This window comes from Mycobacterium sp. 1245852.3 (assembly GCF_001669335.1).
Classification (GTDB): domain Bacteria; phylum Actinomycetota; class Actinomycetes; order Mycobacteriales; family Mycobacteriaceae; genus Mycobacterium; species Mycobacterium europaeum_A.
In genome coordinates this window covers 1-24,661 of record NZ_LZLL01000431.1, presented here as the reverse complement: position 1 = coordinate 24,661, position 24,661 = coordinate 1, and the positions used below count along the sequence as shown (strand labels likewise).

2 pseudogenes are annotated in these 24,661 nt (G+C 71.5%); one reads left to right on the top strand and one right to left on the bottom strand.

The features are described from left to right. Positions 1-63 precede the first annotated feature (63 nt). A pseudogene (locus tag A9W96_RS19055) lies at positions 64-24,513 on the top strand (non-ribosomal peptide synthase/polyketide synthase); the annotation flags it as partial. Here A9W96_RS19055 and A9W96_RS32745 read toward each other — a convergent pair. After that, positions 24,513-24,611 (bottom strand): annotated as a pseudogene (locus A9W96_RS32745) (hypothetical protein); the annotation flags it as partial. The pseudogenes A9W96_RS19055 and A9W96_RS32745 sit on opposite strands and share 1 nt — an antisense overlap. Between the last annotated feature and the right edge of the window lie 50 nt (positions 24,612-24,661).

The following is a 24,661-nucleotide window of genomic DNA, read 5'->3' as shown; positions in this document are numbered from 1 at the left end:
GGGTTTCGGGGTCGAACTCTTGGTGGGGGGCGTTTAGTGGAGCGTGTTGACCGGGCTGTTCCGGTGACGCGGGGTCAGCTCGACATCTGGCTGGCGCTGCAAACGGGCTACTTCGACGTGGCTTGGCAGCTGGGTGTCCTCGTCCATATCCAGGGCGTCATCGACACCGGTTTGTTGCACGAGGCTATGCGACATGTGGTCAATGAGGCTGAGAGCCTGCGGGCTTCGTTCTTCGAGGTGGACGGCCAGGTCTTCCAAAAGGCCGTCGAGTACGACGATGTCGATCTGGTCTTCTATGACCTGACCGACTCACGCGACCCGGAGCGGGAAGTTCGCGAGACGGCCGCGTCGATTCAGCGGACGCCGATGCCGCTCACCGGCCCGATGATCAAGTTCGCGCTGTTCCGGACCGCGCCCGACGAGTACTACTGGTTCACCACCTGCCATCACATCGCCATCGATGGGATGGGCATCGCCCTGGTGGGCCGGCGGATCGCGGCGATCTACTCCGCGCTTGCGTCCGGGAAACCGATTCCGCCCGCCTTCTTCGGGTCGCTGCACGACCTCGCCAGCGGCGAGCTGGAGTACGAGACATCTCCCAAATTCGTTGAGGATCAGGAATATTGGGCCTCTCACCGGCCATCGGGCGCCGGGGTGGACTACCCGTCGACGGTCGCCGACGATGGGCGGGACCCGTATTCGCCTTCTCCGCCAGTCCAATTGGACGAGGCCGTCATCGGCAAGGTCAAGGAGCTGTCCAAGGCGCTGCGCATCCGCCGGTCCTCGGTGCTCACGGCGGCGTGCGCACTGCTGGTCCGCGGTTGGTCGGCCGACGGCTCGGACGAGGTCGTGCTCGACTTCCCGGTCAGCAGGCGAGTCGATCCGGAGTCCAAGACGCATCCCGGCATGCTCGCCGGGGTGGTGCCGCTGGCGCTGAAGGCTGCGCCGAACACGACATTTGCCGACTTCTGCCGTCAGGTCGATGCGCGGTCACGAGAAGCGTTGCGGCATCAGCAGTTTCCGACGCGCACGCTGGACGGCGAAGGCCACTTCAACGGACCCAGGCAGGCGCCCAACCGCGTCGTCGTCAACTTCGTGCCGGCGCGCCTCACGCTCAGCCTGGGCGACGTCCCGGCGACCGCGAAGTACACCAGCTTCGGCCCGGTGGGCCATTTCGGGCTGTTTTTCCTCGGATTCGGCGATCAGCAGTTCCTGAGCACGGTCGGCACCGGGCAACCCTTCGCCAACTTCGACGTCTCGGATCTGGGGGAGCGGCTGCAGCGGATTCTGGCGACCATCGCCGCCGGTCCGGACCGGCAGTTGTCGTCGTTGGACGTGCTGCATGCCGACGAACGTGCCCGGTTGAAAGAGGTTGGCAACACGGCGGTTTTGACCGATTCGGCGACCGCGCCGATGTCGGTGCCCGAGTTGTTCGCCGCGCAGGTGAGCCGGGCGCCGCAGGCGGTGGCGCTGGCGTGCGAGGGCGCATCGGTGACGTACCGCGACCTCGATGCGGCGTCGAACCGGTTGGCGCATCACCTGGTGGCCCACGGCGCTGGGCCGGGACAGACTGTGGCGCTGATGTTTTCGCGGTCCGCCGAGGCGGTCGCGAGTATCCTCGCGGTGCTCAAGACCGGGGCGGCCTACCTGCCGATCGACCCGTCGTCGCCGGGGACGCGGATCGAATTCATGCTTGCCGACGCGCAGCCGGTCGCCGTGGTGACGACCGCCGATCTGGCGCAGCGGTTCGACGGCCTCGGCATTACCGTCGTCGACGTCAACGATCCGCGCATCGACGCCCGGCCCGCGACGGCGCTGTCGGTGCCCGACCCGGCCGATATCGCCTACCTGATCTACACCTCGGGCACCACGGGCGTCCCCAAAGGCGTTGCGGTGACTCATCGCAACGTGACGCAGCTGATCGGTTCGCTGGACGCGGGCCTGCCCGCCGCCGGCGTGTGGTCGCAGTGCCACTCGTATGCCTTCGACGTGTCGGTCTGGGAGATCTTCGGCGCGCTGCTGCGCGGCGGCCGCCTGGTGGTGGTGTCCGAAGACGTAACCCGTTCCCCCGACGAGTTCCACGACGTGCTGGTGGGCGAGAAAGTCAGCGTCTTGACGCAGACCCCGTCGGCGGTGGCGATGCTGTCGCCGAAGGGGCTGGAGTCGGTGGCGCTGGCGGTGGTCGGCGAGGCCTGCCCGGCCGAGGTGGTGGACCAGTGGGCGCCCGGCCGGGTGATGGTCAACGCCTACGGCCCGACCGAGACCACCATGTGTGTGGCGATCAGCGCCCCGCTGCGGCCGGGATCCGGCATCCCGCCGATCGGGTCCCCGGTGGACGGCGCCGCCCTGTTCGTGCTCGACGGCTGGATGCGTCCGCTCCCACCGGGCGTCGTCGGTGAGCTGTATGTGGCCGGTGACGGGGTGGCCGCCGGGTATGTGGGCCGGGCCGGGCTGACGGCCTCGCGGTTCGTGGCGTGCCCGTTCGGCGCGCCGGGCGCCCGGATGTACCGCACCGGCGACCTGGCGTGCTGGGATGCCGACGGTCAGCTGCGCTACCTGGGCCGCGCCGACGAGCAGGTCAAGATCCGCGGCTACCGCATTGAACTCGGCGAGGTCCAGGCCGCGCTGGCCGCACTCGACGGTGTCGAGCAGGCCGTGGTGATCGTCCGCGAGGACCGGCCCGGCGACAAACGTCTGGTGGGCTACCTCACCGGGACCGCCGACCCGGCCGAGGCGCGCACCGCGCTGGCCGACCGGCTCCCGGCGCACCTGGTGCCGGCCGCGGTGGTCGGCCTGGACGCGCTGCCGCTCACGGCCAACGGCAAGCTGGACACCCGCGCTCTGCCGATGCCCGAATACAGCACGGGCGAGTATCGCGCGCCGAGCAACGCCGTCGAGGAAATCCTGGCGGGCATCTACGCCGAGGTGCTCGGCGTGCAGCGGGTCGGCGTGGACGAGTCGTTCTTCGAACTGGGCGGCGACAGCATCCTGTCGCTGCAAGTCGTGGCGCGAGCGCGCGCCGCCGGCCTGACGTGCCGGCCACGAGACGTCTTCGTCGAACAGACCGTGGCCCGGCTGGCCCGGGTGGCCGGCGTCAGCGACGGGGCCGCCGAGGTCGTCGACGAGGGCGTCGGCCCGGTGCTGGCCACCCCGATCATGCGGTGGCTGCGCGACATCGAAAGCGCCGGCGGCCCGATCGATCAGTTCAACCAGACCGTCATGGTCCAGGCCCCGGCCGGGGTGACCGAGGCCGACGTCGCAATCGTGTTGCAGGCCTTGGTGGATCGGCACGCCATGCTGCGGCTGCGCGTCGATGACGACGAGGCCGGCGGTTGGTCGCTGCGGGTGCCCGAGCCCGGGTCAGTGCGGGCGCAGGACTGCCTGCGATCGGTGGACGAGCTGTCCGACGAGGCGCTGGCCGACGCGCGGGCTCGGCTGGAGCCGGCCGCCGGGGTGATGCTGAGCGCGCTGTGGCTCGAGGCCACCGGCCAGTTGGCCGTGATCATTCACCACCTGGCCGTCGACGCCGTGTCGTGGTGGATCCTGTTGGAAGACCTCAACATTGCCTGGGCGCTGCACAGCGCGGGGCAGCCGGTGGAGCTGGCGTCGGCGGGAACGTCGTTCGCCCGGTGGTCGGCGGTGCTGGCCGAGCACGCGCATCGCCCCGAGGTCGTCAGCAAGCTGGGTGCCTGGAAGAAGGTGACCGCCACGCCCCCCGCGCTGCCGGCGGCCAGCCCCGAGGTGGATACCTACGCCTCAGCCGGGCGGTTGTCGGTGGAACTGGATGCCGAGACGACCCGCGCGCTGATCGGCGACGTGCCGACCGCGTTCCACGCCGGCATCCAGGACATCCTGCTGATCGCGTTCGGCCTGGCCTGGGCGGAATTCCTGGGTGGCGCCGACGCGATCGGCATCGACGTCGAGGGCCACGGGCGGCACGAGGAACTGGCCGCGGACATCGACCTGTCCCGCACCGTCGGGTGGTTCACCACCAAATACCCGGTGGCACTGGGCGTGGCCGGGCTCGAGTGGGCCCAGGTGGTGGCCGGCGACCCGGCGCTGGGCGCGGTGATCAAACACGCCAAAGAGCAGCTGCGCGCCCTGCCGGATCCGCTGACCTACGGATTGCTGCGCTACCTCAACACCGAGGTCGAGCTGGCCGGCCCCGACCCGTCGATCGCCTTCAACTACCTGGGACGCCAAGGCGCGGCGTCTGATTCGGCGGGCGAGGGCTGGCGCATCAGCCAGGAGGGCCTGTCCCTGATCGGGGCCGCCGCGGCGGTGCCGATGCCGCTGATGCACACCGTCGAGCTCAACGCCGGCACCATCGACACCGGCACCGGACCCCACCTGCACGCCGAATGGACTTGGGCGCCATCGGTTCTCGACGCGGCACAGATCACCCGGTTGAGCCGGTTGTGGTTCGAGGCCCTGGCCGGCGTGTGCGCGCATGTGCGCGCCGGCGGCGGCGGCCTGACCCCGTCCGACATCGCGCCGGCCCGGCTGAGCCAGCACGAGATCGACGAGCTGGCGACCCAGCACCACATCGCCGACATCCTGCCGCTGACCCCGCTGCAACAGGGACTGCTCTTTCACTCCAGCACCGCGCAGGGCAGCGACGACATGTACGCCGTGCAGCTCGACTTCACCCTCACCGGGCCGCTTGACCCCGACCGCCTGCGCGACGCCGTGCACACCGTCGTCAACCGGCATCCACACCTGGCGGCGCTGTTCTGCGACCGCTACGACGAGCCGGTCCAGATCATCCCCGCCGATCCGGGGGTGCAGTGGCAGTACCTCGATCTGGACGGCACCGACGCCGACCGGCGGATCGAGCAGCTGTGCGCCGCCGAGCGCGCGGCGGTGCGCGACCTGTCGGGTCAGGCCGCGTTCCGCGTGGCGCTGATCCGCACCGCGGCCGGCCGGCACCGGTTCGTGTTGACCAACCATCACATCCTGCTCGACGGCTGGTCGCTGCCGATCCTGCTGCGGGAAATCTTCACCAGCTACTACGGCCAGCGGCTGCCCGCCGCCGGCTCCTACCGGGCATTCCTCACCTGGCTGGCCGATCGAGACCTCGACGCCGCCCGGGACGCCTGGGGCCAGCTGCTGTCCGGCTTCGAAACACCCACCCTGGTCGGACCGCAGGACCGGCTGGGCCAAGGCGACCGCGGTTTCGAAAAGTCCTGTGTGCCTGAGCAAATCACCGAGGCCCTGACCGACCTGGCGCGCTCCTGCCACACCACCGTCAGCACCGTCCTGCAGGCGGCCTGGGCCGTGGTGCTGACCTCCCTGACCGGCCAGCACGACGTCGTCTTCGGCACCCCGCGATCGCGCGTCGGCCAACTGGAGGTCGACGACGCCGAACAGATGGTGGGGCTGCTGATCAACACGGTGCCGGTACGCGCCGACATCCGCGCGAGCACCACCACCGCAGACCTGTTGGCCCAGTTGCAGAGCAGCCACAACGACGCGCTCGAGCACCAGCACCTCGCGCTCAGCGAAATTCACCGCGTCACGGGTCACGATCAACTCTTCGACACGCTGTTCGTCTACGAGAACTACCCCGTCGAGAGCGGCATGACGCTGGGCCCGGACGGGCCGGCCATCGCCGAGTTCACCAACCGGGAGTACAACCACTACCCGCTGACCGTCGAGGCCCTGCCCGGTCGCGAACTCGGGCTGCACGTCGAGTACGACGCCGACGTGTTCGACCCCGCCGGCATCGCCTCGCTGCTGGACCGATTCCAGCGTGTGCTGGTGGCGATGACCAGCGATCCCACCCGGCGGCTCTCGGCGGTCGAACTGCTGGACCGCGCCGAGCGCGAGCTGGTGCTGACGCGGCTGTCGGGCGCCGGTGTCACCGGGCCGGTCGGGGTGGCGCCGCAGCGGCTGGCCGCGGCCCTGGCGATCGCCCCGGACGCGCCGGCGGTGGTCGACGGTGCGCGGCAACTGTCCTACCGCGAACTCGACGAGTGGTCGACGCGGTTGGCGCGCAAGCTGATTGACGCGGGTGTGGGTCCGGAGCGCGCCGTGGGGGTCGCGGTGGGCCGGTCCGCGGAACTGGTGGTCGCCTGGTGGGCCGTGGTCAAGGCGGGCGGCATCCACGCGCCGGTGGACCTGGATCATCCGGTCGAGCGGGTCGCCGCGGTGCTGGATGCCATCGGCGCGGTGTGCGTGTTGACGCGTGGCGCCGACGAGGCCGCCGGCGCCGGGGCGCGCCCCGTGCTGCGGATCGACGGCCTGGACCTGTCCGGCTACGACGCCGCGGCGATCACCGACGCCGACCGTCTGGCGCCGCTGACCGCTCGCGACAGCGCCTACGCGATCTTCACGTCGGGCTCGACCGGCGCCCCCAAAGGCGTGCTGGTCAGCCACGCCGGCCTGCTGGGATGGGCTGCGGCGCAATGCGAAGCGTCCGAGTTGGACACCGACACCCGGGTGCTGATGGTGGCCTCGCCGACCTTCGACGCGTCGGTCGGCGAGATGGTGCTGGCGGCCGCGGCCGGCGCCGCGCTGGTGGTGGCGCCACCGCAGGTGTACGCCGGCGAGCCGCTGACCGCCCTGCTGCAGAGCCAGCGCGTCAACGCGGCGTTCCTGACCCCGACGGTGCTGTCGTCGCTGGATCGCGCCCGGCTGCCCGGCTTCGACAAGCTGATGGTCGGCGGCGAGGCCTGCCCGAAGGAATTGGTCGCCGCCTGGGCGCCCGGTCGGCGGATGTTCAACGTCTACGGCCCGAGCGAGACCACCATCTGGGTCACCCTCAGCGCGCCGCTGTCGGCCGAGGGGCCGGTTCGCATCGGCACCCCGCTGCCGGGCGTGTGCGCGGTGGTGCTCGACGCCTGGCTGAAGCCGGTTCCCGTCGGCGTGGTGGGCGAGCTGTACGTGAGCGGGCCGGCGCTGGCGCACGGCTACATGGGCCGGGTGGACCTGACCGCGGAACGCTTCGTGGCCAACCCATTTGGCGGCCCCGGGGACCGCATGTACCGCACCGGCGACCTGGTGCGCTGGACGCGCGACGGGGACCTGGACTTCGTCGGGCGCGCCGACAGCCAGATCAAACTGCGCGGCCAGCGCATCGAGCTGGGCGAAATCGAGAACACCCTGCTGGCCTGCCCGCAGGTCACCCAGGCCGCCGTCACCGTGCTGGACAGCGCCACCGGCTCGCATCTGGTCGCCTATGTCACGCTCGACCACACCATCGGCGCCGACCACGACGAGGATAACGTCGAAGAGTGGCAACACCTTTACGACGATCTCTACGGCGCCGACCTCGAGTCGCGGTTCGGCATGGACTTCCGCGGCTGGAACAGCAGCTACACCGGCGACCCGATCCCGCTCGCGGAGATGATCGAGTGGCGGGCCGCCACGGTGGACCGGATCACGGACCTGCGACCGCGACGCGTGCTCGAGATCGGCGCCGGCTCGGGGCTGCTGCTGTCGCAGCTCGCCCCGCACTGCGACGAATATCTGGCCACCGATTTCTCCCCGGTGGCCATCGAGAACCTGGCCCGCTCAATGGAGCAGCTGCAGCTGCCCTGGCGCGACCGGGTCCAGCTGCGGACCCAGCCGGCCCATGTCACCGACGGGCTGCCCCGCGGCCACTTCGACACCATCATCCTCAACTCGGTCGTCCAGTATTTCCCGAACGCGGGCTATCTGGCCGAGGTAATCGACAACGCCATGGAGCTGCTGGCCTCCGGCGGGGCCGTGTTCATCGGTGACGTGCGAAACCACAGCCTGCAGGGCGCATTCCAGACCGCGATCGCGCTGTCACGCGGCGGCGCCGCCGCCACCGAGGCCGCCGACATCCGTCAGCGCGTCCGCCACGCCATGCTCGGCGAGACCGAATTGCTGTTGGCGCCAGAGTTTTTCACCACCTGGGCGGTCAGCTGCCCGTCGGCCGGCGGCGTCGACATCGAAGTCAAACGCGGCTTCGCCGACAACGAACTCAACCGCTACCGGTACGACGTCGTCATCCGCAAAGCGCCCGCGGCGGTGCGCTCGGTGGGCGACGCGCCCACCTGGTCGTGGACCGAATGCGCGGGCTCGGACGGGCTGGGCGACGTGCTGGCGTCCCAGCGTCCCGCCGTTGTGCGCGTCACCGACATCCCGCACGCCGGGGTCATCGCGGACGTTCGCGTCGAAACGGCGCTCGCCGAGGGGCAACCCGTGGCCGACGCGCTCGCGGCCGCCGACGCCGTGTCGGGCGCCGCCGTCGCCGAAGAGGTGCACCGCATCGGCGAGGCCGCCGGGTATCGCGTCGCGGTCACCTGGGGTGCGGTACCCGGCACCCTCAGCGCCGTTTTCGTCGACACCGGCGACCCCAACTACGCCGCGCCCCTGACCGACGTCTACCTGCCCCCCACCGGGTCCCGGCGGCGCACCAGCCACGCCAACGACCCCCGCACCAACACCAAGATCGGCGAGGTGCGCGAGCGGCTCAGCGCGTGGCTGCCGGAATACATGGTGCCGACACACATTGTGGCGCTTGAGGAATTCCCGATGACCTCGTCGGGCAAGCTCGACCGCAAGGCCCTTCCGGAGCCGGAATACCAGGACGTGGACCGCTACCGCGCCCCGGCCACCGCGGCCGAGGAGATCCTGGTCGGCATCTACGCCCAGGTGCTCGGCCTGGAGCGGGTGGGCGTCGACGACTCGTTCTTCGATCTGGGCGGGGATTCGCTGTCGGCGATGCGCCTGATCGCCGCGGTGAACACCAGCCTGAACTCCGACCTCGGTGTGCGGGCCGTCTTCGAGGCGCCGACGGCCGCCGAACTGGCGCTGCTGGCCGGCGGCGACGGCGACCGGCCCGAGCCCCTGGTGGCGGGGGAGCGCCCGGCGGTGATCCCGCTGTCGTTCGCCCAGACCCGGCTGTGGTTCATCGACCAATTCCAGGGCCCCTCACCGATTTACAACGTCACCGTGGCGCTGCGGCTGCGCGGGGATCTGGACACCGGTGCGCTGGCCGCGGCGCTGGCCGACGTCGTGGGCCGCCACGAAAGCCTGCGCACGGTGTTCGCCGCGGCCGACGGAATCCCGCAGCAGGTGGTGATTCCCGCCGACCAGATCGGCTTCGCCTGCGAGGTCGTCGATGCCCGCGGCTGGCCGGAGGACCGGCTGCGCGAGCGCATGGCCGCCGCGGCCCAGTACGCGTTCGACCTGTCGAGCGAAAGCCCGCTGCACACAGAGCTTTTCACCGTCACCGACACCGAACACCAGCTGGTGGTCGCGGTGCACCACATCGCCGCCGACGGCTGGTCGATCACCCCGTTCGCGCGCGACCTGGGGGTGGCATACGCCAGCCGGTGCGCGGGACACGCCCCCGACTGGGCCCCGCTGGCGGTGCAGTACGTGGATTACACGCTGTGGCAGCGCACGTATCTCGGCGACGTGGACGACAGCGGTAGCCGGATCGCCGCGCAGCTCGACTACTGGACCGACGCGTTGGCCGGCCTGCCCGAACGCCTGCAGCTACCCACCGACCGGCCCTACCCGCAGGTGGCCGACCACCGCGGCGCCCGATTGGCGGCGGACTGGCCGGCGGAGCTGCAGCAACAGGTGCAGCGGGTGGCCCGCGAACACAACGCGACCCCTTTCATGGTGATTCAGGCGGCGTTCGCCGCCCTGCTGTCCAAGATCAGCGCCAGTACCGATGTGGCGGTGGGCTTCCCGATCGCCGGGCGCTCCGAACGCGCGCTCGACGAGCTGATCGGGTTCTTCGTCAACACCCTGGTGCTGCGCGTCGACGTGGCGGGCGATCCGACGTTCGCCGAGCTGCTGGCCCAGGTGCGGCGGCGCAGCCTGGCCGCCTTCGAGCACCAGGACGTCCCCTTCGAACTGCTGGTGGAACGGCTCAACCCCACCAGGAGCATGGCCCACCACCCGCTGATCCAGGTGCTGCTGGGTTGGGAGAACTTCCCCGGCGAGGTCACCGCGCCCGCGGGCGGGCTGGCGCTGGGTGACCTGCAGGTCACCCCGATGCCGTTGCACACCAACACCGCTCGCATGGACCTGACGTTCTCGCTGGCCGAACGGTTCACCGAGTCCGGTCAGCGCGCCGGCATCGCGGTGACGGCGGAGTACCGCACCGACGTATACGACGCGGACACCGTCGAGGCGATGATCGAACGGCTGCAGCGGCTGCTGGCGGCCGTCACCGCCGAGCCGGAGCGCCGGTTGTCGTCGGTGGACCTGCTGGACACCACCGAGCACGCCCGGCTGGCCGCGTGGGGCAACCAGGCCGTGTTGGCCGACCCGATGGAGCCGGTGACCGTTGCCGGACTCTTCGCCGCGCAGGCGGCGCGCACCCCGGACGCCGTGGCGGTGACGTTCGAGGACCGGTCCATGACCTACCGGGAGCTCGACGAGGCGGCCAATCGGTTGGCGCATCTGCTGGTCGAGTCCGGCGCGGGCCCGGGTGAGTTTGTCGCACTGCTGTTTTCGCGGTCGGCCGAGGCGATCGTGGCGATCCTGGCGGTGCTCAAATCCGGGGCGGCGTATCTGCCGATCGACCCGGCGCTGCCGGGCGCACGGGTGGAGTTCATGCTCACCGATGCCGCCCCGAGGGCCGCGGTCACCACCGCCGACCTGGTGGATCGGCTCGAGGGGTTTGGCGGGGTGGTCATCGACGTGGCCGACCCGGCGGTCGCGGCCCAGCCGAGCACCCCGCCGCCGGCGCCGGCGCCCACCGATCTGGCGCATGTGATCTACACGTCGGGCACCACGGGTGTGCCCAAAGGCGTTGCGGTGACGCATCACAACGTCGCGCAGCTGTTCGACGATCTGGATATCGGTGTCGAGCTGTCGGCCGAGCAGGTGTGGACGCAGTTCCACTCGTATGCCTTCGACTTCTCGGTGTGGGAGATCTGGGGTGCGCTGCTGCACGGCGGACGACTCGTCGTGGTCCCCGGCGCGGTGGCCCGGTCGCCCGAGGAGTTCCACGCCCTGCTGGTGCGCGAGGGCGTCACGGTGCTGACCCAGACCCCGTCGGCGGTGGGGCTGTTGCCCACCGACGGCCTGGATTCCACGGCGTTGGTGATCGGGGCCGAGCCGTGTCCGCCGGAGCTGGTGGACCGCTGGGCGCCCGGTCGGGTGATGGTCAACGTGTACGGCCCCACCGAAACCACCATGTGGGCCTGCAAGAGCGCCCCACTGACGGCCGGCTCGGGATTCCCACCGATCGGCTCACCGGTCACTCGCGCGGCGTTCTTCGTGCTCGACGAATGGCTGCGCCCAGTCCCCGTGGGTGTGGTGGGGGAGCTGTATCTGGCCGGCGAGGGCGTCGGCGTCGGGTACTGGCGCCGCCCCGGGCTGACCGCATCGCGGTTCATGGCCTGCCCGTTCGGCCAACCCGGCACCCGCATGTACCGCACCGGGGACCTGGTCTGCTGGGGACCCGACGGACAGCTGCGCTACCTGGGCCGCGCCGACGAGCAGGTCAAGATCCGCGGCTACCGCATCGAACTCGGCGAGATCCAGGCGGCCCTGGCCGCGCTCGACGGGGTGGAGCAGGCGGTCGTCGTCGCCCGCGAGGACCGCCCCGGCGACAAGCGCCTGGTCGGTTATGTCACCGGCTCGGCCGACCCGGGCAAGGCGCGCGCCGCGCTGGGCGAGCGACTGCCGGGCTACATGGTCCCGGCGGCGGTGGTGGTGCTCGACGCGCTGCCGGTGACGGTGAACGGCAAGCTCGACACCCGCGCCCTGCCCGCGCCGGACTACCGGACCGCTGGCAATTATCGCAACTATCGCGCCCCGAGCACCGCGGTCGAGGAGATCGTGGCCGGCATCTACGCCCACATCCTGGGGGTGGAACGCGTCGGGGTCGACGACTCGTTCTTCGACCTGGGCGGCGATTCGCTGTCCACCATGCGGCTGGTCACCGCGATCAATGCCGCGCTGGACAGCGACCTTCCGGTGCGCGTCGTCTTCGAGGCACCCACCGTTGCGCAGCTGGCGCCGCGCATCGCGGAGAGCGCGGCCGGCCTGGAGCCGCTGGTGGCGGCCGAGCGGCCCGCGGTGGTCCCGTTGTCGTTCGCGCAGAACCGGTTGTGGTTCATCGACCAATTCCAAGGCCCGTCACCGCTGTACAACATGGCGGCGGCGCTGCGGCTGCGCGGGCGGCTCGACGCCGGCGCCCTGGCCGCCGCGCTGACCGACGTGGTGAGCCGCCACGAAAGCCTGCGCACCCTGTTCCCGGCGCACGAGGGAACGCCCCAACAGCTGGTGGTGCCCGTCGAGCGCGCCGACATCGGCTGGGACGTCATCGACGCCACCGCGTACCCGGCGGACCAGCTGGACGACGCCATCAAGGCGGCGACGCGCCATACCTTCGATCTGGCGACCGAAATCCCCATCCGCGCACAGCTTTTCGCGCTCGCCGAGGACGAGCACGTCCTGGTGATCGTGGTCCATCACATCGCCGCGGACGGTTTGTCGCTCACGCCGTTGAGCGCCGACCTCAGCGTGGCCTACACCAGCCGGCGCGCCGGGCGCGCACCGGGCTGGGCCGAATTGTCGGTGCAGTACATCGATTACACGCTCTGGCAGCGCGCCCAGTTCGGCGACCTCGACGACGGCTCCAGCCGCATCGGCGGCCAGCTGGCCTACTGGGAGGAAGCCCTGGCGGGCATGCCCGAGCGGCTGGCGCTGCCCACCGACCGGCCCTACCCGCCGGTGGCCGATCAGCGCGGTGACAGCGTGGTGGTGGACTGGCCCGCGGAATTGCAGGAGCAGGTCCGCCGGCTCGCCCGCGAGCACAACGCGACCAGCTTCATGGTGGTGCAGGCCGCGCTGGCGGTGCTGCTGTCCAAGGTCGGCGCGAGTTCCGATGTGGCCGTTGGCTTTCCGATCGCCGGCCGGCGCGACCCCGCCCTCGACCAGTTGGTCGGCTTCTTCGTCAACACCCTGGTGCTCCGCGTCGACCTGGCCGGTGACCCCACCTTCACCGAACTGCTGGAGCGCGTCCAGGCGCGCAGCCTGGCGGCGTTCGAGCATCAGGACGTGCCGTTCGAGGTGCTGGTGGAACGGGTCAATCCGACCCGCAGCCTGACGCACCACCCGCTGGTACAGGTGATGCTGGCCTGGCAGAACTTCGCCGGGCACGACGACCCCGCCGCCGGCCTGGCGCTGGGCGACCTCGAGGTCACGTCCGTACCGGTGGCCGACCAGTCGGCCCGCATGGACCTGGTGTTCTCCCTGGCCGAGCGCTGGACCGCGGCCGGCGAGGCCGCCGGGATCGGCGGACGGGTGGAATTCCGCACCGACGTGTTCGACGCGGCCACCGTCGAGACTTTGATCGCGCGGTTGCAGCGGGTGCTGACCGCGATGACCGCCGATCCCACCCACCCGGTGTCGTCGGTGGATTTGCTCGACGATGCCGAGCGCGTCCGCCTCGAAAAGCTGGGAAACAACGCCGTTTTGACCGGGCCGGCCGGCCCGCCGGTGTCGGTGCCCGAACTGTTCGCCGCGCACGTCGCCGCCGCACCCGAGGCCGTGGCGCTGGTCTGCGAGGGCCTGTCGGTGACGTACCGCGAGCTGGACGAGGCGTCCAACCGATTGGCGCACCGCCTGGCGGCGCGGGGCGCCGGTCCGGGACAGACTGTGGCACTGCTGTTTTCGCGGTCGGCCGAGGCGATCGCCGCCATCCTCGCGGTGCTCAAGACGGGGGCCGCGTACCTGCCGATCGATCCCTCGTCGCCCGACGCCCGGATCGAGTTCATGCTCGGCGACGCCAAGCCCGTCGTCGCGATCACCACCGCCGACCTGGCCGCGCGGTTCGACGGACGCGGCGTGACCGTCATCGACGTCAACGATCGCCGCATCGACACCCTGCCCGAAACGAGCCTGCCGCTGCCCGGGCCCGACGGCGTCGCCTACCTGATCTACACCTCGGGCACCACCGGCGTCCCCAAAGGCGTTGCCATCACCCACCGCAACGTGACCCAGCTGCTGGGCTCGCTGGACGCCGGGCTGCCGGCCGCGGGGGTGTGGTCGCACTGCCACTCGCTGGCGTTCGACGTCTCGGTCTGGGAGATCTTCGGCGCGCTGCTGCGCGGCGGCCGGCTGGTCGTGGTGCCCGAATCGGTGGCGCGTTCCCCGCAAGACCTGCACGACGTGCTGGTCGCCCAGCAGGTCAGCGTGTTGACCCAGACGCCGTCGGCGGTGGCGATGCTCTCGCCCGAGGGCCTGGAATCGGTGTCGCTGGTGATGGCCGGTGAGGCCTGTCCGGCCGAGGTCGTTGACCAATGGGCGCCCGGCCGGGTGATGGTCAACGCCTACGGCCCGACCGAGACCACCATGTGTGTGACCATCAGCGCGCCCCTGGCGCCCGGGTCGGCGGCCCACGGGCCGGTGCCGATCGGGTCCCCGGTGCCGGGGGCGGCGCTGTTCGTGCTCGACGGGTCGTTGCGGCCGGTGCCGCCCGGCGTCGTCGGGGAGCTCTACGTCGCCGGATCCGGTGTGGCCGCGGGATATGTCGGCCGGCCCGGGCTGACTTCGTCGCGGTTCGTCGCCTGCCCCTTCGGCGGAGCCGGCACGCGCATGTATCGCACGGGCGACCTGGCGCGCTGGAACGCCGACGGGCAACTGCAGTACTTCGGCCGCGCCGACGAGCAGGTCAAGGTCCGCGGCTACCGCATCGAGCTCGGCGAAATCCAGTCCGCGCTGGCCGGATTCGACGGGGTCGAGCAGGCCGTGGTCATCGCCCGCGAGGACCACCCGGGCGCCTTGCGGCTGGTCGGTTACATCACCGGCAGCGCCGACGCCGCCGCCGTCCGAACTGCACTGGCCGAACGGCTGCCCGCGTACATGGTCCCCGCCGCGGTGATGGCGCTCGAGGCCTTTCCGTTGACCGCCAACGGCAAACTGGACACCCGCGCCCTGCCGGCGCCCGAATACACCGCGGGTGAATACCGCGCACCGCAAACCCCCACCGAAGAGATCCTGGCCGGCATCTACGCCGACATCCTGAACGCCGAACGCGTCGGCGTCGACGACTCCTTCTTCGACCTCGGCGGCGACAGCATCTCCGCCATGCGCCTGATCGCCGCGATCAACGCGAGCCTGGACGCCGACCTCGCCGTGCGGGTCGTGTTCGAGGCGCCCACGATCGCCCAGCTGGCACCCCGGCTCGGGGAGGGCGGCAACGGGCTGCAGCCCTTGACCGCCGGCGCGCGGCCGGCCATCGTCCCGTTGTCGTTCGCGCAGAACCGGCTGTGGTTCCTCGACCAATTGCAAGGGCCCTCACCGGTGTACAACATGGCGGCCGCGCTGCGCCTGGACGGTGCGCTCGACGCCGATGCGCTCGGCGCGGCGCTGGCCGACGTGGTGGCCCGCCACGAGAGCCTGCGCACCCTGTTCGCCGCCCCCGAGGGGACGCCGCAGCAGGTGGTCATCCCCGCCGACCAGGCCGACTTCGGCTGGGAGGTCGTCGACGCCAGCGCCTGGTCGGCAAGCCAGCTGGAGGAGGCGATCGGCGCCACCGCGCGCTACACCTTCGACCTGTCCTCCCAAATCCCGTTGCGCGCCGAGCTTTTCCGGCTCGGCGAGGACCGGCATGTGCTGGTCGCCGTGGTGCACCACATCGCCGCCGACGGCATGTCCATCACCCCGCTGGTGCGCGACCTCGGGGTCGCGTACGCCGGCCGGGCCGCCGGCCGCGGCCCCGACTGGGCGCCGCTGCCGGTGCAGTACGTCGACTACACGCTGTGGCAGCGCGCCCAATTCGGCGATCTCGACGACGGCAACAGCCGCATCGCCGCCCAGCTGTCCTATTGGGAAGGCGCCCTGGCCGGGATGCCGGAACGGGTGCAGCTGCCCACCGACCGGCCCTACCCGCTGGTGGCCGACCAGCGCGGCGCCACCGTCGAAATCGATTGGCCCACCGGGCTGCAGCAGCGCGTCGGGGATGTGGCTCGCCACCACAACGCCACCAGCTTCATGGTGATCCAGACCGCGTTGACCGTGCTGCTGGCCAAGATCGGCGCCAATCCCGATGTGGCGGTGGGCTTCCCGATCGCCGGGCGGCGCGATCCCGCGCTCGACGAGCTGGTGGGCTTCTTCGTCAACACCCTGGTGCTGCGCGTCGAGGTGGCCGGTGACCCCAGCTTCGCCGACGTGCTATCCCAGGTGCGCCAGCGCAGCCTGGCCGCCTACGAGCACCAGGACGTGCCGTTCGAGGTGCTGGTCGAGCGGCTGAACCCGACCCGAAGCCTGACCCATCACCCGCTCATCCAGGTGATGTTGGCCTGGCAGAACTTCGCCGGCCACGACGCCGGCCCCGCGGCCGGATTCACCCTGGGCGACGTCGATGTCACGCCGATTCCGGTGGACACCCAGACCGCCCGGATGGACCTGACCTTCTCGCTGGGCGAACGCTGGGACGAGCGCGGCGAACCCGCCGGAATCGGCGGAACCGTCGAATTCCGCACCGACGTCTTCGACGAGGACAGCATCCGGGCGCTGGTCGACCGGCTGCAGCGGGTGCTGCTCGCGATGACCGCCGATCCCGCCCAGGCGTTGTCCGCGATCGATCTGCTCGACGACACCGAACACGCCCGGCTGGACGCGTTCGGCAACCGCGCCGCGCTGAGCGCATCCGCGCCCCAAACCGATTCCCTCCCAGCTCTTTTCGCCGCGCAGGCAGCCCGCACCCCGGACGTCGTCGCGCTGGTCTGTGCCGGCCGCTCGCTGACCTACCGCGAGCTGGACGAGGCGTCGAACCGGTTGGCCCACCTGCTGACCGGCCAGGGCGCCCGCCCCGGACGTACTGTGGCGCTGCTGTTTTCGCGTTCGGCCGAGGCGATCGTGTCGATCCTGGCGGTGCTCAAGTCCGGGGCGGCCTACCTGCCGATCGACCCGGCGCTGCCCGAGGCGCGGATCGGATTCGTGCTCAACGACGCCGCGCCGATCGCCGCGATCACCACGGCCGACCTGAGCGACCTGCTCGACGGCCACGACATCCCGGTCATCGACGTCAACGATCCCGCCGTCGACACCCGGCCCGCCACCGCGTTGCCCGCGCCGGCACCCGAACACCTCGCCTACCTGATCTACACCTCGGGCACCACCGGGGTCCCCAAAGGCGTTGCCGTCACCCATCGCAACGTCACCCAGCTGCTCGCGTCCGGGGAGTCGGGACTGCCGCGTTCGGGCGTGTGGTCGCAATGGCATTCGCTCGCGTTCGACGTCTCGGTGTGGGAGATCTTCGGCGCGCTGCTGCACGGCGGCCGACTGGTCGTGGTGCCCGAATCGGTGGCGCGCTCGCCGGAAGACCTGCACGCGCTGCTGGTCGCCGAACAGGTCAGCGTGCTCAGCCAAACCCCGTCCGCGGCGGGCGCGCTCGCGCCCGAGGGACTGGAGTCGGTCACGCTGGTGGTGGCCGGCGAGGCCTGCCCGTCCGAACTGGTGGACCGCTGGGCGCCGGGACGGACCATGATCAACGCCTACGGCCCCACCGAGGCCACGGTGTACGCGGCGATCAGCGCACCGCTGGAGGCCGACGCACCGGGCGTGGTGCCGATCGGTTCCCCCGTGCCGGGGGCGGCGTCGTTCGTGCTCGACGAGTGGCTGCGGCCGGTGCCGCCGGGTGTGGTCGGCGAGCTGTACGTGGCCGGCGCCGGCGTCGCCTGCGGCTACTGGCGGCGGTCGGCATTGACCGCGTCGCGGTTCGTGGCCTGCCCGTTCGGCGGTCCGGGATCGCGCATGTACCGCACCGGTGACCTGGTGCGCTGGCGCGCGGACGGGCAGCTGGACTACCTGGGCCGCGCCGACGAGCAGGTCAAGATCCGCGGCTACCGCATCGAACTCGGCGAGGTGCGCGGGGCACTGGCCTGGGTGGACGGCGTCGAGCAGGCGGTCGTGGTGGCGCGCGAGGACCGCCCCGCGGCCTTGCGCCTGGTCGGCTATGTCACCGGCACCGCCGACCCCGCCGCGGTGCGCGCCGCGCTGGCCGAGCGGCTGCCGGGCTACATGATCCCGACCGCCGTGGTGGTGATGCAGGCCCTGCCGCTCACCCCCAACGGCAAGCTCGACACCCGCGCCCTACCGGCACCGGAATACTCCGACGCCGACCGGTATCGGGCCCCCGACAACGCCATCGAAGAAATCCTGGCCGGAATCTACGCGCAGGTGCTCGGCCTCGAGCGCGTCGGCGTCGACGACTCGTTCTTCGACCTGGGCGGCGACAGCATCTCGTCGATGCAGGTGGTGACGCGGGCGCGTGCCGCCGGCCTGGTGTGCAAGACGCGCGACATCTTCGTCGAGCAGACGGTGGCCCGGCTGGCCCGGGTGGCCGAAGTGCTCGACGCCGCCACCGCGGTGGCCGACGAGGGGCTCGGGCCGGTCGAGGCCACCCCGATCATCCGCTGGCTGCAGGACGTCCACAACGCCGGCGGTGACGTCGCCCAGTTCAACCAGGCCATGCTCGTGCAGGCCCCGGCCGCGGTCACCGAGGCCGACGTCGTCACGGTGCTGCAGGCCCTGCTGGATCGCCACGCCATGCTGCGGCTGCACGTCGACAACGACCCCGCCATGGGCTGGTCGCTGACGGTGCCCGAGCCCGGCGCGGTGGACGCCCGCGCGTGCCTGCACACGGTGGACGAACTGTCCGAGGCGGCGGTCATCGAGGCGCGCTCGCGGCTGAACCCGGCCGCCGGCGTGCTGCTGCGCGCGGTGTGGGCGAGCGCCACCCGTCAACTGGTCGTGATCGTTCATCACCTGGCCGTCGACGGCGTGTCGTGGCGAATCCTGTTGCAGGACTTGAACATCGCCTGGGCCCAGCAGCACGGCGGGCAGCCGGTGGCGCTGCCGACCGTGGGCACCTCGTTCGCCCGCTGGTCGGCACGGCTGGCCGAGCATGCGCGCCACCGCGACGTGGTCGGCCAGGCCGACACCTGGCAGCGGGTGGCGGCCGCGGCGGCCACGCCCGCTGTGCTGCCCGCGGTGCGCCCCGAGGCCGACACCTTCGCCACGGCCGGACACCTCTCGATGGAGCTGGACGCCGAGACCACCGGCATGCTGCTCGGCGCTGTGCCCGCGGCGTTCCACGCCGGCGTGCAAGACATTCTGCTGATCGCGTTCGGGCTGGCATGCGCGGAATTCTCGGGCGGCGGCGCGCCGGTCGGCATCGGGGTCGAGGGCCACGGGCGCCACGAGGAACTGGGCCGCGACGTCGACCTGTCCCACACCGTGGGCTGGTTCACCACCAAATACCCGGTATCCCTTGCGCTACAAGGTATCTCCTGGACGCAGGTCGCCGCCGGCGGCGACGCGCTGGGCGCGGTGCTCAAGGACGCCAAGGAACAGCTGCGCGCCCTGCCCGACCCACTGAGCTACGGGCTGCTGCGCTACCTGAACCCCGACATCGACCTGGACGCGCCGGAGCCGCCGATCGGCTTCAACTATTTGGGACGCCAGGGCGGTACGGCCGAGCTCACCGACGACATGTGGCGGCCCGACCCGGATGGCTGGACGGTCACCCGCGCGGCGACCGCGATACCGATGCCGCTGATGCACACCGTCGAGCTGAACGCGGTCACCGTCGACTCCGCGGCCGGACCGCGGCTGCACGCCAACTGGACCTGGGCGCCCTCGGCATGCAGCGACGAGCAGATCACCAGGCTGGGCCGATTGTGGTTCGAGGCGCTGGCCGGCATCTGCGCGCACGTGCGCTGCGGTGGCGGCGGCCTGACCCCGTCCGACATCGCACCGGCCCGGCTCACCCAGCCGCAGCTCGATCAGCTTGCGCGCCAACACGATATCGCCGACGTGCTGGCGCTCACCCCGGTCCAGCAGGGACTGCTCTTCCACGCCAACACCGCGCAGGCGAGCGAGGATCTGTACGCCGGGCAGCTGGACATCAGCATCGCCGGCCCACTCGACCCCGACCGGTTGCGCGACGCCGTGCAGACGATGATCGACCGGCATCCCAACCTGGTGGCCCGGTTCTGCGACGACTACGACGAGCCCGTCCAGATCATCCCGGCCGACCCCGCGGCGTCCTGGCAGTACGTCGAGCTCGACGGCGACGCCGACGCCGACGCGCGGATCCGACGGCTGTGCGCGGCCGAGCGCGCCGCGGTCTGCGGCGACCTCGCCGACCACCCCGCCTTCCGGGTGGCGCTGCTGCGCACCGCCCCCCAGCGCTACCGGCTGGTGCTGACCAACCACCACATCGTGCTCGACGGCTGGTCGATGCCGATCCTGCTGGGGGAGATCTTCGCCGGCTACTACGGCCAGCGGCTGCCGGCGACGGCGCCCTACCGCGCCTTCGTCGACTGGCTGGCCGCGCGCGACGTGGACGCCGCCCGAACCGCCTGGGCCGAGGTGTTCGCCGGCTTCGACGGCCCGACCCTGGTCGGCCCGCAGGACCGCACCGAGCCCGGGCGGCAAAGCGTCGAATCGTTCGCGCTTTCCGCCGAGCTCAGCCAGTCCATCACCGACCTGGCCCGCTCCCGCCACACCACCGTCAACACGGTGCTGCAGGCCGCGTTCGCGCAGCTGCTGTGCGCCCTGACCGGCCAGGGCGATGTCGTGTTCGGCACCACCGTGTCGGGCCGGCCCGCCGAGGTCGCCGGCGCGGAGAACATGGTCGGCCTGCTGATCAACACGGTGCCGGTGCGGGCGAACATCACCGCCACGACCACGACCGCCGAACTGCTCGACCAGCTGCAAGGCGCCTACAACCACACGCTGGACCACCAGCACCTGGCGCTCAACGAGATCCACCGCATCACCGGCCAGGACCAGCTGTTCGACACGCTGTTCGCCTACGAGAACTATCCAATCGACGCCAGCGCATTGTCCGCCGACCACGAGCTGGCCGTCACCGACATCACCACCCGCGAATCCACCCACTACCCGCTGACCATGCAGGCCCAGCCCGGAAAGGAGCTGCGCCTGCAGGTCGAATACGACACCGACGTCTTCGACGCGGCACGCATCGCGACGCTGATCGAACGGCTGCAGCGGGTGCTGATCGTGATGACCGGCGACCCGGCGCGGCGGTTGTCGTCGATCGACCTGCTCGACGCCGCCGAACACGACCGGCTGGACGCCTGGGCCGACCGGGCGGTGCTCACCCGGCCCGCCACGCCGACGTCGATCCCGGCGCTGTTCGCCGCGCAGGCGGCGCGCAGCCCCCAAGCCGCGGCGGTGACCTTCGAGGGCCGGTCCATCAGCTACCGGGAACTCGACGAGAAGTCGAACCGGTTGGCGCACCTGCTGATCGGCCGCGGGGTGGGCCCGGGCGAATCCGTGGCCCTACTGTTCGGCCGGTCGGCCGACGCGATCGTGGCCATCCTGGCGGTGCTCAAGACCGGCGCGGCCTACCTGCCGATCGACCCGGCGCTGCCGGCGGCCCGCATCGATTTCATGCTCACCGACACCGCACCGATGGCCGCGATCACCGTCGCCGCGCTGGCGGACAAGCTGCACGCGCACGACCTGATCGTCATCGACATCAACGACCGCGCCGTGGCACGCCAGCCGCGCACCGCCCTGCCGGCGCCGGCGCCCGAACACGTCGCCCACATCATCTACACGTCGGGCACCACCGGTCTGCCCAAGGGCGTGGCCGTCAGCCACCACAACGTGACCCGCATGTTCGACGCGCAGGCCGTCGGCGTCGAGTTGTCGGCCGGGCAGGTGTGGACCCAGTTCCACTCGTACGCCTTCGACTACTCGGTGTGGGAGATCTGGGGCGCGTTGTTGCACGGCGGGCGGCTGGTCGTGGTGCCCGATTCGGTGGCGCGCTCACCGATGGAGTTCCACGCCCTGCTGGTCGCGGAGAAGGTCACCGTGCTGAGCCAGACCCCGTCGGCCGTGCGGATGCTCTCGCCGCAGGGCCTGGAGTCCGCGGCCCTGGTGATCGGGGCCGAGCCCTGCCCGCCCGAGCTGGTGGACCGCTGGGCGCCGGGCCGGACGATGGTCAACGTCTACGGCCCCACCGAGGCCACCATCTTCTCGTCGATGAGCACGCCGCTGGCGCCCGGCTCGGGGGCGCCGCCGATCGGCTCCTCGGTGCCCGGCACGGCGCTGTTCGTCCTGGACGGCTGGCTGCGCCCGGTGGCCGCCGGGGTGGTAGGCGAGCTGTACGTCGCCGGTCGCGGCGTCGCATACGGGTACGTGCGCCGGCCCGGGCTGACCGCGACCCGGTTCGTGCCCTGCCCCTTCGGCGAGCCCGGATCGCGCATGTACCGCAGCGGCGACCTGGTCTGCTGGGGCCCGGACGGCCAGCTGCAGTACTTCGGCCGCGCCGACGAGCAGGTCAAGATCCGCGGCTACCGCATCGAGGTCGGGGAGGTGCGCTCGGCGCTGGCCGCGCTGGACGGCGTCGACCAGGCGGTCGTCATCGCGCGCGAGGACCGACCGGGCGACAAGCGCCTCGTCGGCTATATCACCGGCACCGCGGATCCCGCCGAGGCCCGCGCGCAGCTGGCCGAGCGGCTGCCCGCCTACATGGTGCCAGTGGCGGTGGTGGTGCTCGACGCGCTGCCGATGACCCTCAACGGCAAGCTCGACATCCGCGCCCTGCCGGCGCCCGAATACTCCGCGGCCGGTTACCGCTCGCCGACCACCCCCACCGAGGAGATCCTGGCCGGCATCTACGCCCACGTGCTGGGCGTCGAGCGGGTCGGCGTCGACGACTCCTTCTTCGACCTCGGCGGCGACAGCATCTCGGCGATGCGGGTGATCGCGGCGGTCAACAGCGCCATGGACGTCGGCGTGCCGGTGCGCGTCATCTTCGAATCGCCCACCGTCGCGCAGCTGGCGCCGCGCATCGGCGAGGACACCGGCCGGCTCGACCCGCTGGTGGCGGGGGAGCGTCCGGCGGTGGTCCCGCTGTCCTTCGCGCAGAGCCGGCTGTGGTTCCTCGACCAGCTGCAGGGACCGTCGCCGGTCTACAACATGGCGGCGGCGATGCGGATGCACGGCCGCCTCGACGTCGCGGCGCTGGAGGCGGCGCTGGCCGACGTGGTGGCCCGCCACGAGAGCCTGCGCACGGTGTTCGCCGTGACCGGGGAAACGCCCCAGCAGGTGGTGATCCCGGTCGAGCAAGCCGATCTGAGCTGGCGGAACGTGAACGCCCGCGGCTGGTCGGCGGGCCGGCTGCGCGAGGCGATCGACGCCGCGGCCCGCGAAACCTTCGACCTGGCCACCCAGATCCCGTTGCGCGCATCGCTGTTCCGCACCGCCGACGACGAACACGTGCTGGTGGCCGTCGTGCACCACATCGCCGCCGACGGCTGGTCGTTGCGGCCGCTGGTCCGCGACCTGGGGCTGGCGTACGCCAGCCGCTGCGCCGGGCGGGCCCCCGACTGGGAGCCGCTGGCCGTGCAGTACGTCGACTACACGCTGTGGCAGCGCGCGCAGTTCGGCGAACTCGCCGACAGCGGCAGCCGCATCGCCGCGCAGCTCGCCTACTGGCAGGACGCGCTGGCCGGCATGCCGGAGCGGTTGGCGCTGCCCACCGACCGGCCCTACCCGCAGATCGCCGATCAGCGCGGGGCGGCCGTCGAGGTGGACTGGCCGGCCGACCTGCAGCAGCAGGTCGCCGGGCTGGCCCGCGAGTACAACTCGACCAGCTTCATGGTGGTGCAGGCCGCGCTGGCGGTGCTGCTGTCGAAGATCAGCGCCAGCACCGATGTGGCGGTCGGCTTCCCGATCGCCGGCCGGCGCGACCCCGCGCTCGACGACCTGGTCGGGTTCTTCGTCAACACCCTGGTGCTCCGCGTCGACCTGGCCGGTGACCCGAGTTTCACCGAACTGCTGACCCGCGTCCGCGCCCGCAGCCTGGAGGCCTTCGAGCACCAGGACGTGCCGTTCGAGGTGCTGGTCGAGCGCGTCAACCCGACCCGAAGCCTGACCCACCACCCGCTGGTGCAGGTGATGCTGGCCTGGCAGAACTTCGCCGGGCAGGACAGCGACCCCGGCGCCGGACTGGCCCTGGGCGACGTGCAGGTGACCTCGATACCGCTGGACACCCAGGTCGCCCGCATGGATCTGGTGTTCTCGCTGGCCGAACGCTGGGGCGAGGACAACGAGCCCGCCGGGATCGGCGGGCGGGTGGAGTTCCGCACCGACGTGTTCGACGCGGCCACCATCGAGACGCTGATCGCGCGCCTGCAGCGGGTGCTGGAGGCGATGACGGCCGATCCCGCCCGCGCCCTGTCGACGGTGGACCTGCTGGACCGGCACGAACGCGCCCGCCTGGACGCCCTGGGCAACCGCGCGGCGCTGACCGCGCCCGCGACCACCGACGCCTCGATTCCGGCGCTGTTCGCCGAGCAGGTGGCGCGCACCCCGGACGCGGTGGCGCTGCGCTGCGACGACCGCTCGTGGACCTACCGCGAGCTCGACGAGGCCGCCAACCGGCTGGCCCACCGGCTGACCGGCCTCGGCGTCAGCCGCGGTGAGCGGGTGGCGCTGCTGTTCGGCCGCTCGGCCAGCCCGGCGGTGCTGATCGCCACCATCGGCGCGGCGTCGGCGAGCATGAAGCCGATCCGCTCCGCCGGCAGCCCCGGGTCGATCGGCAGGTAGGCCGCGCCGGTCTTGAGCACCGCCACGATCGCCACGATCGCCTCGGCCGAGCGGCCGAACAGCAGCGCCACCCGCTCACCGCGGCTGACGCCGAGGCCGGTCAGCCGGTGGGCCAGCCGGT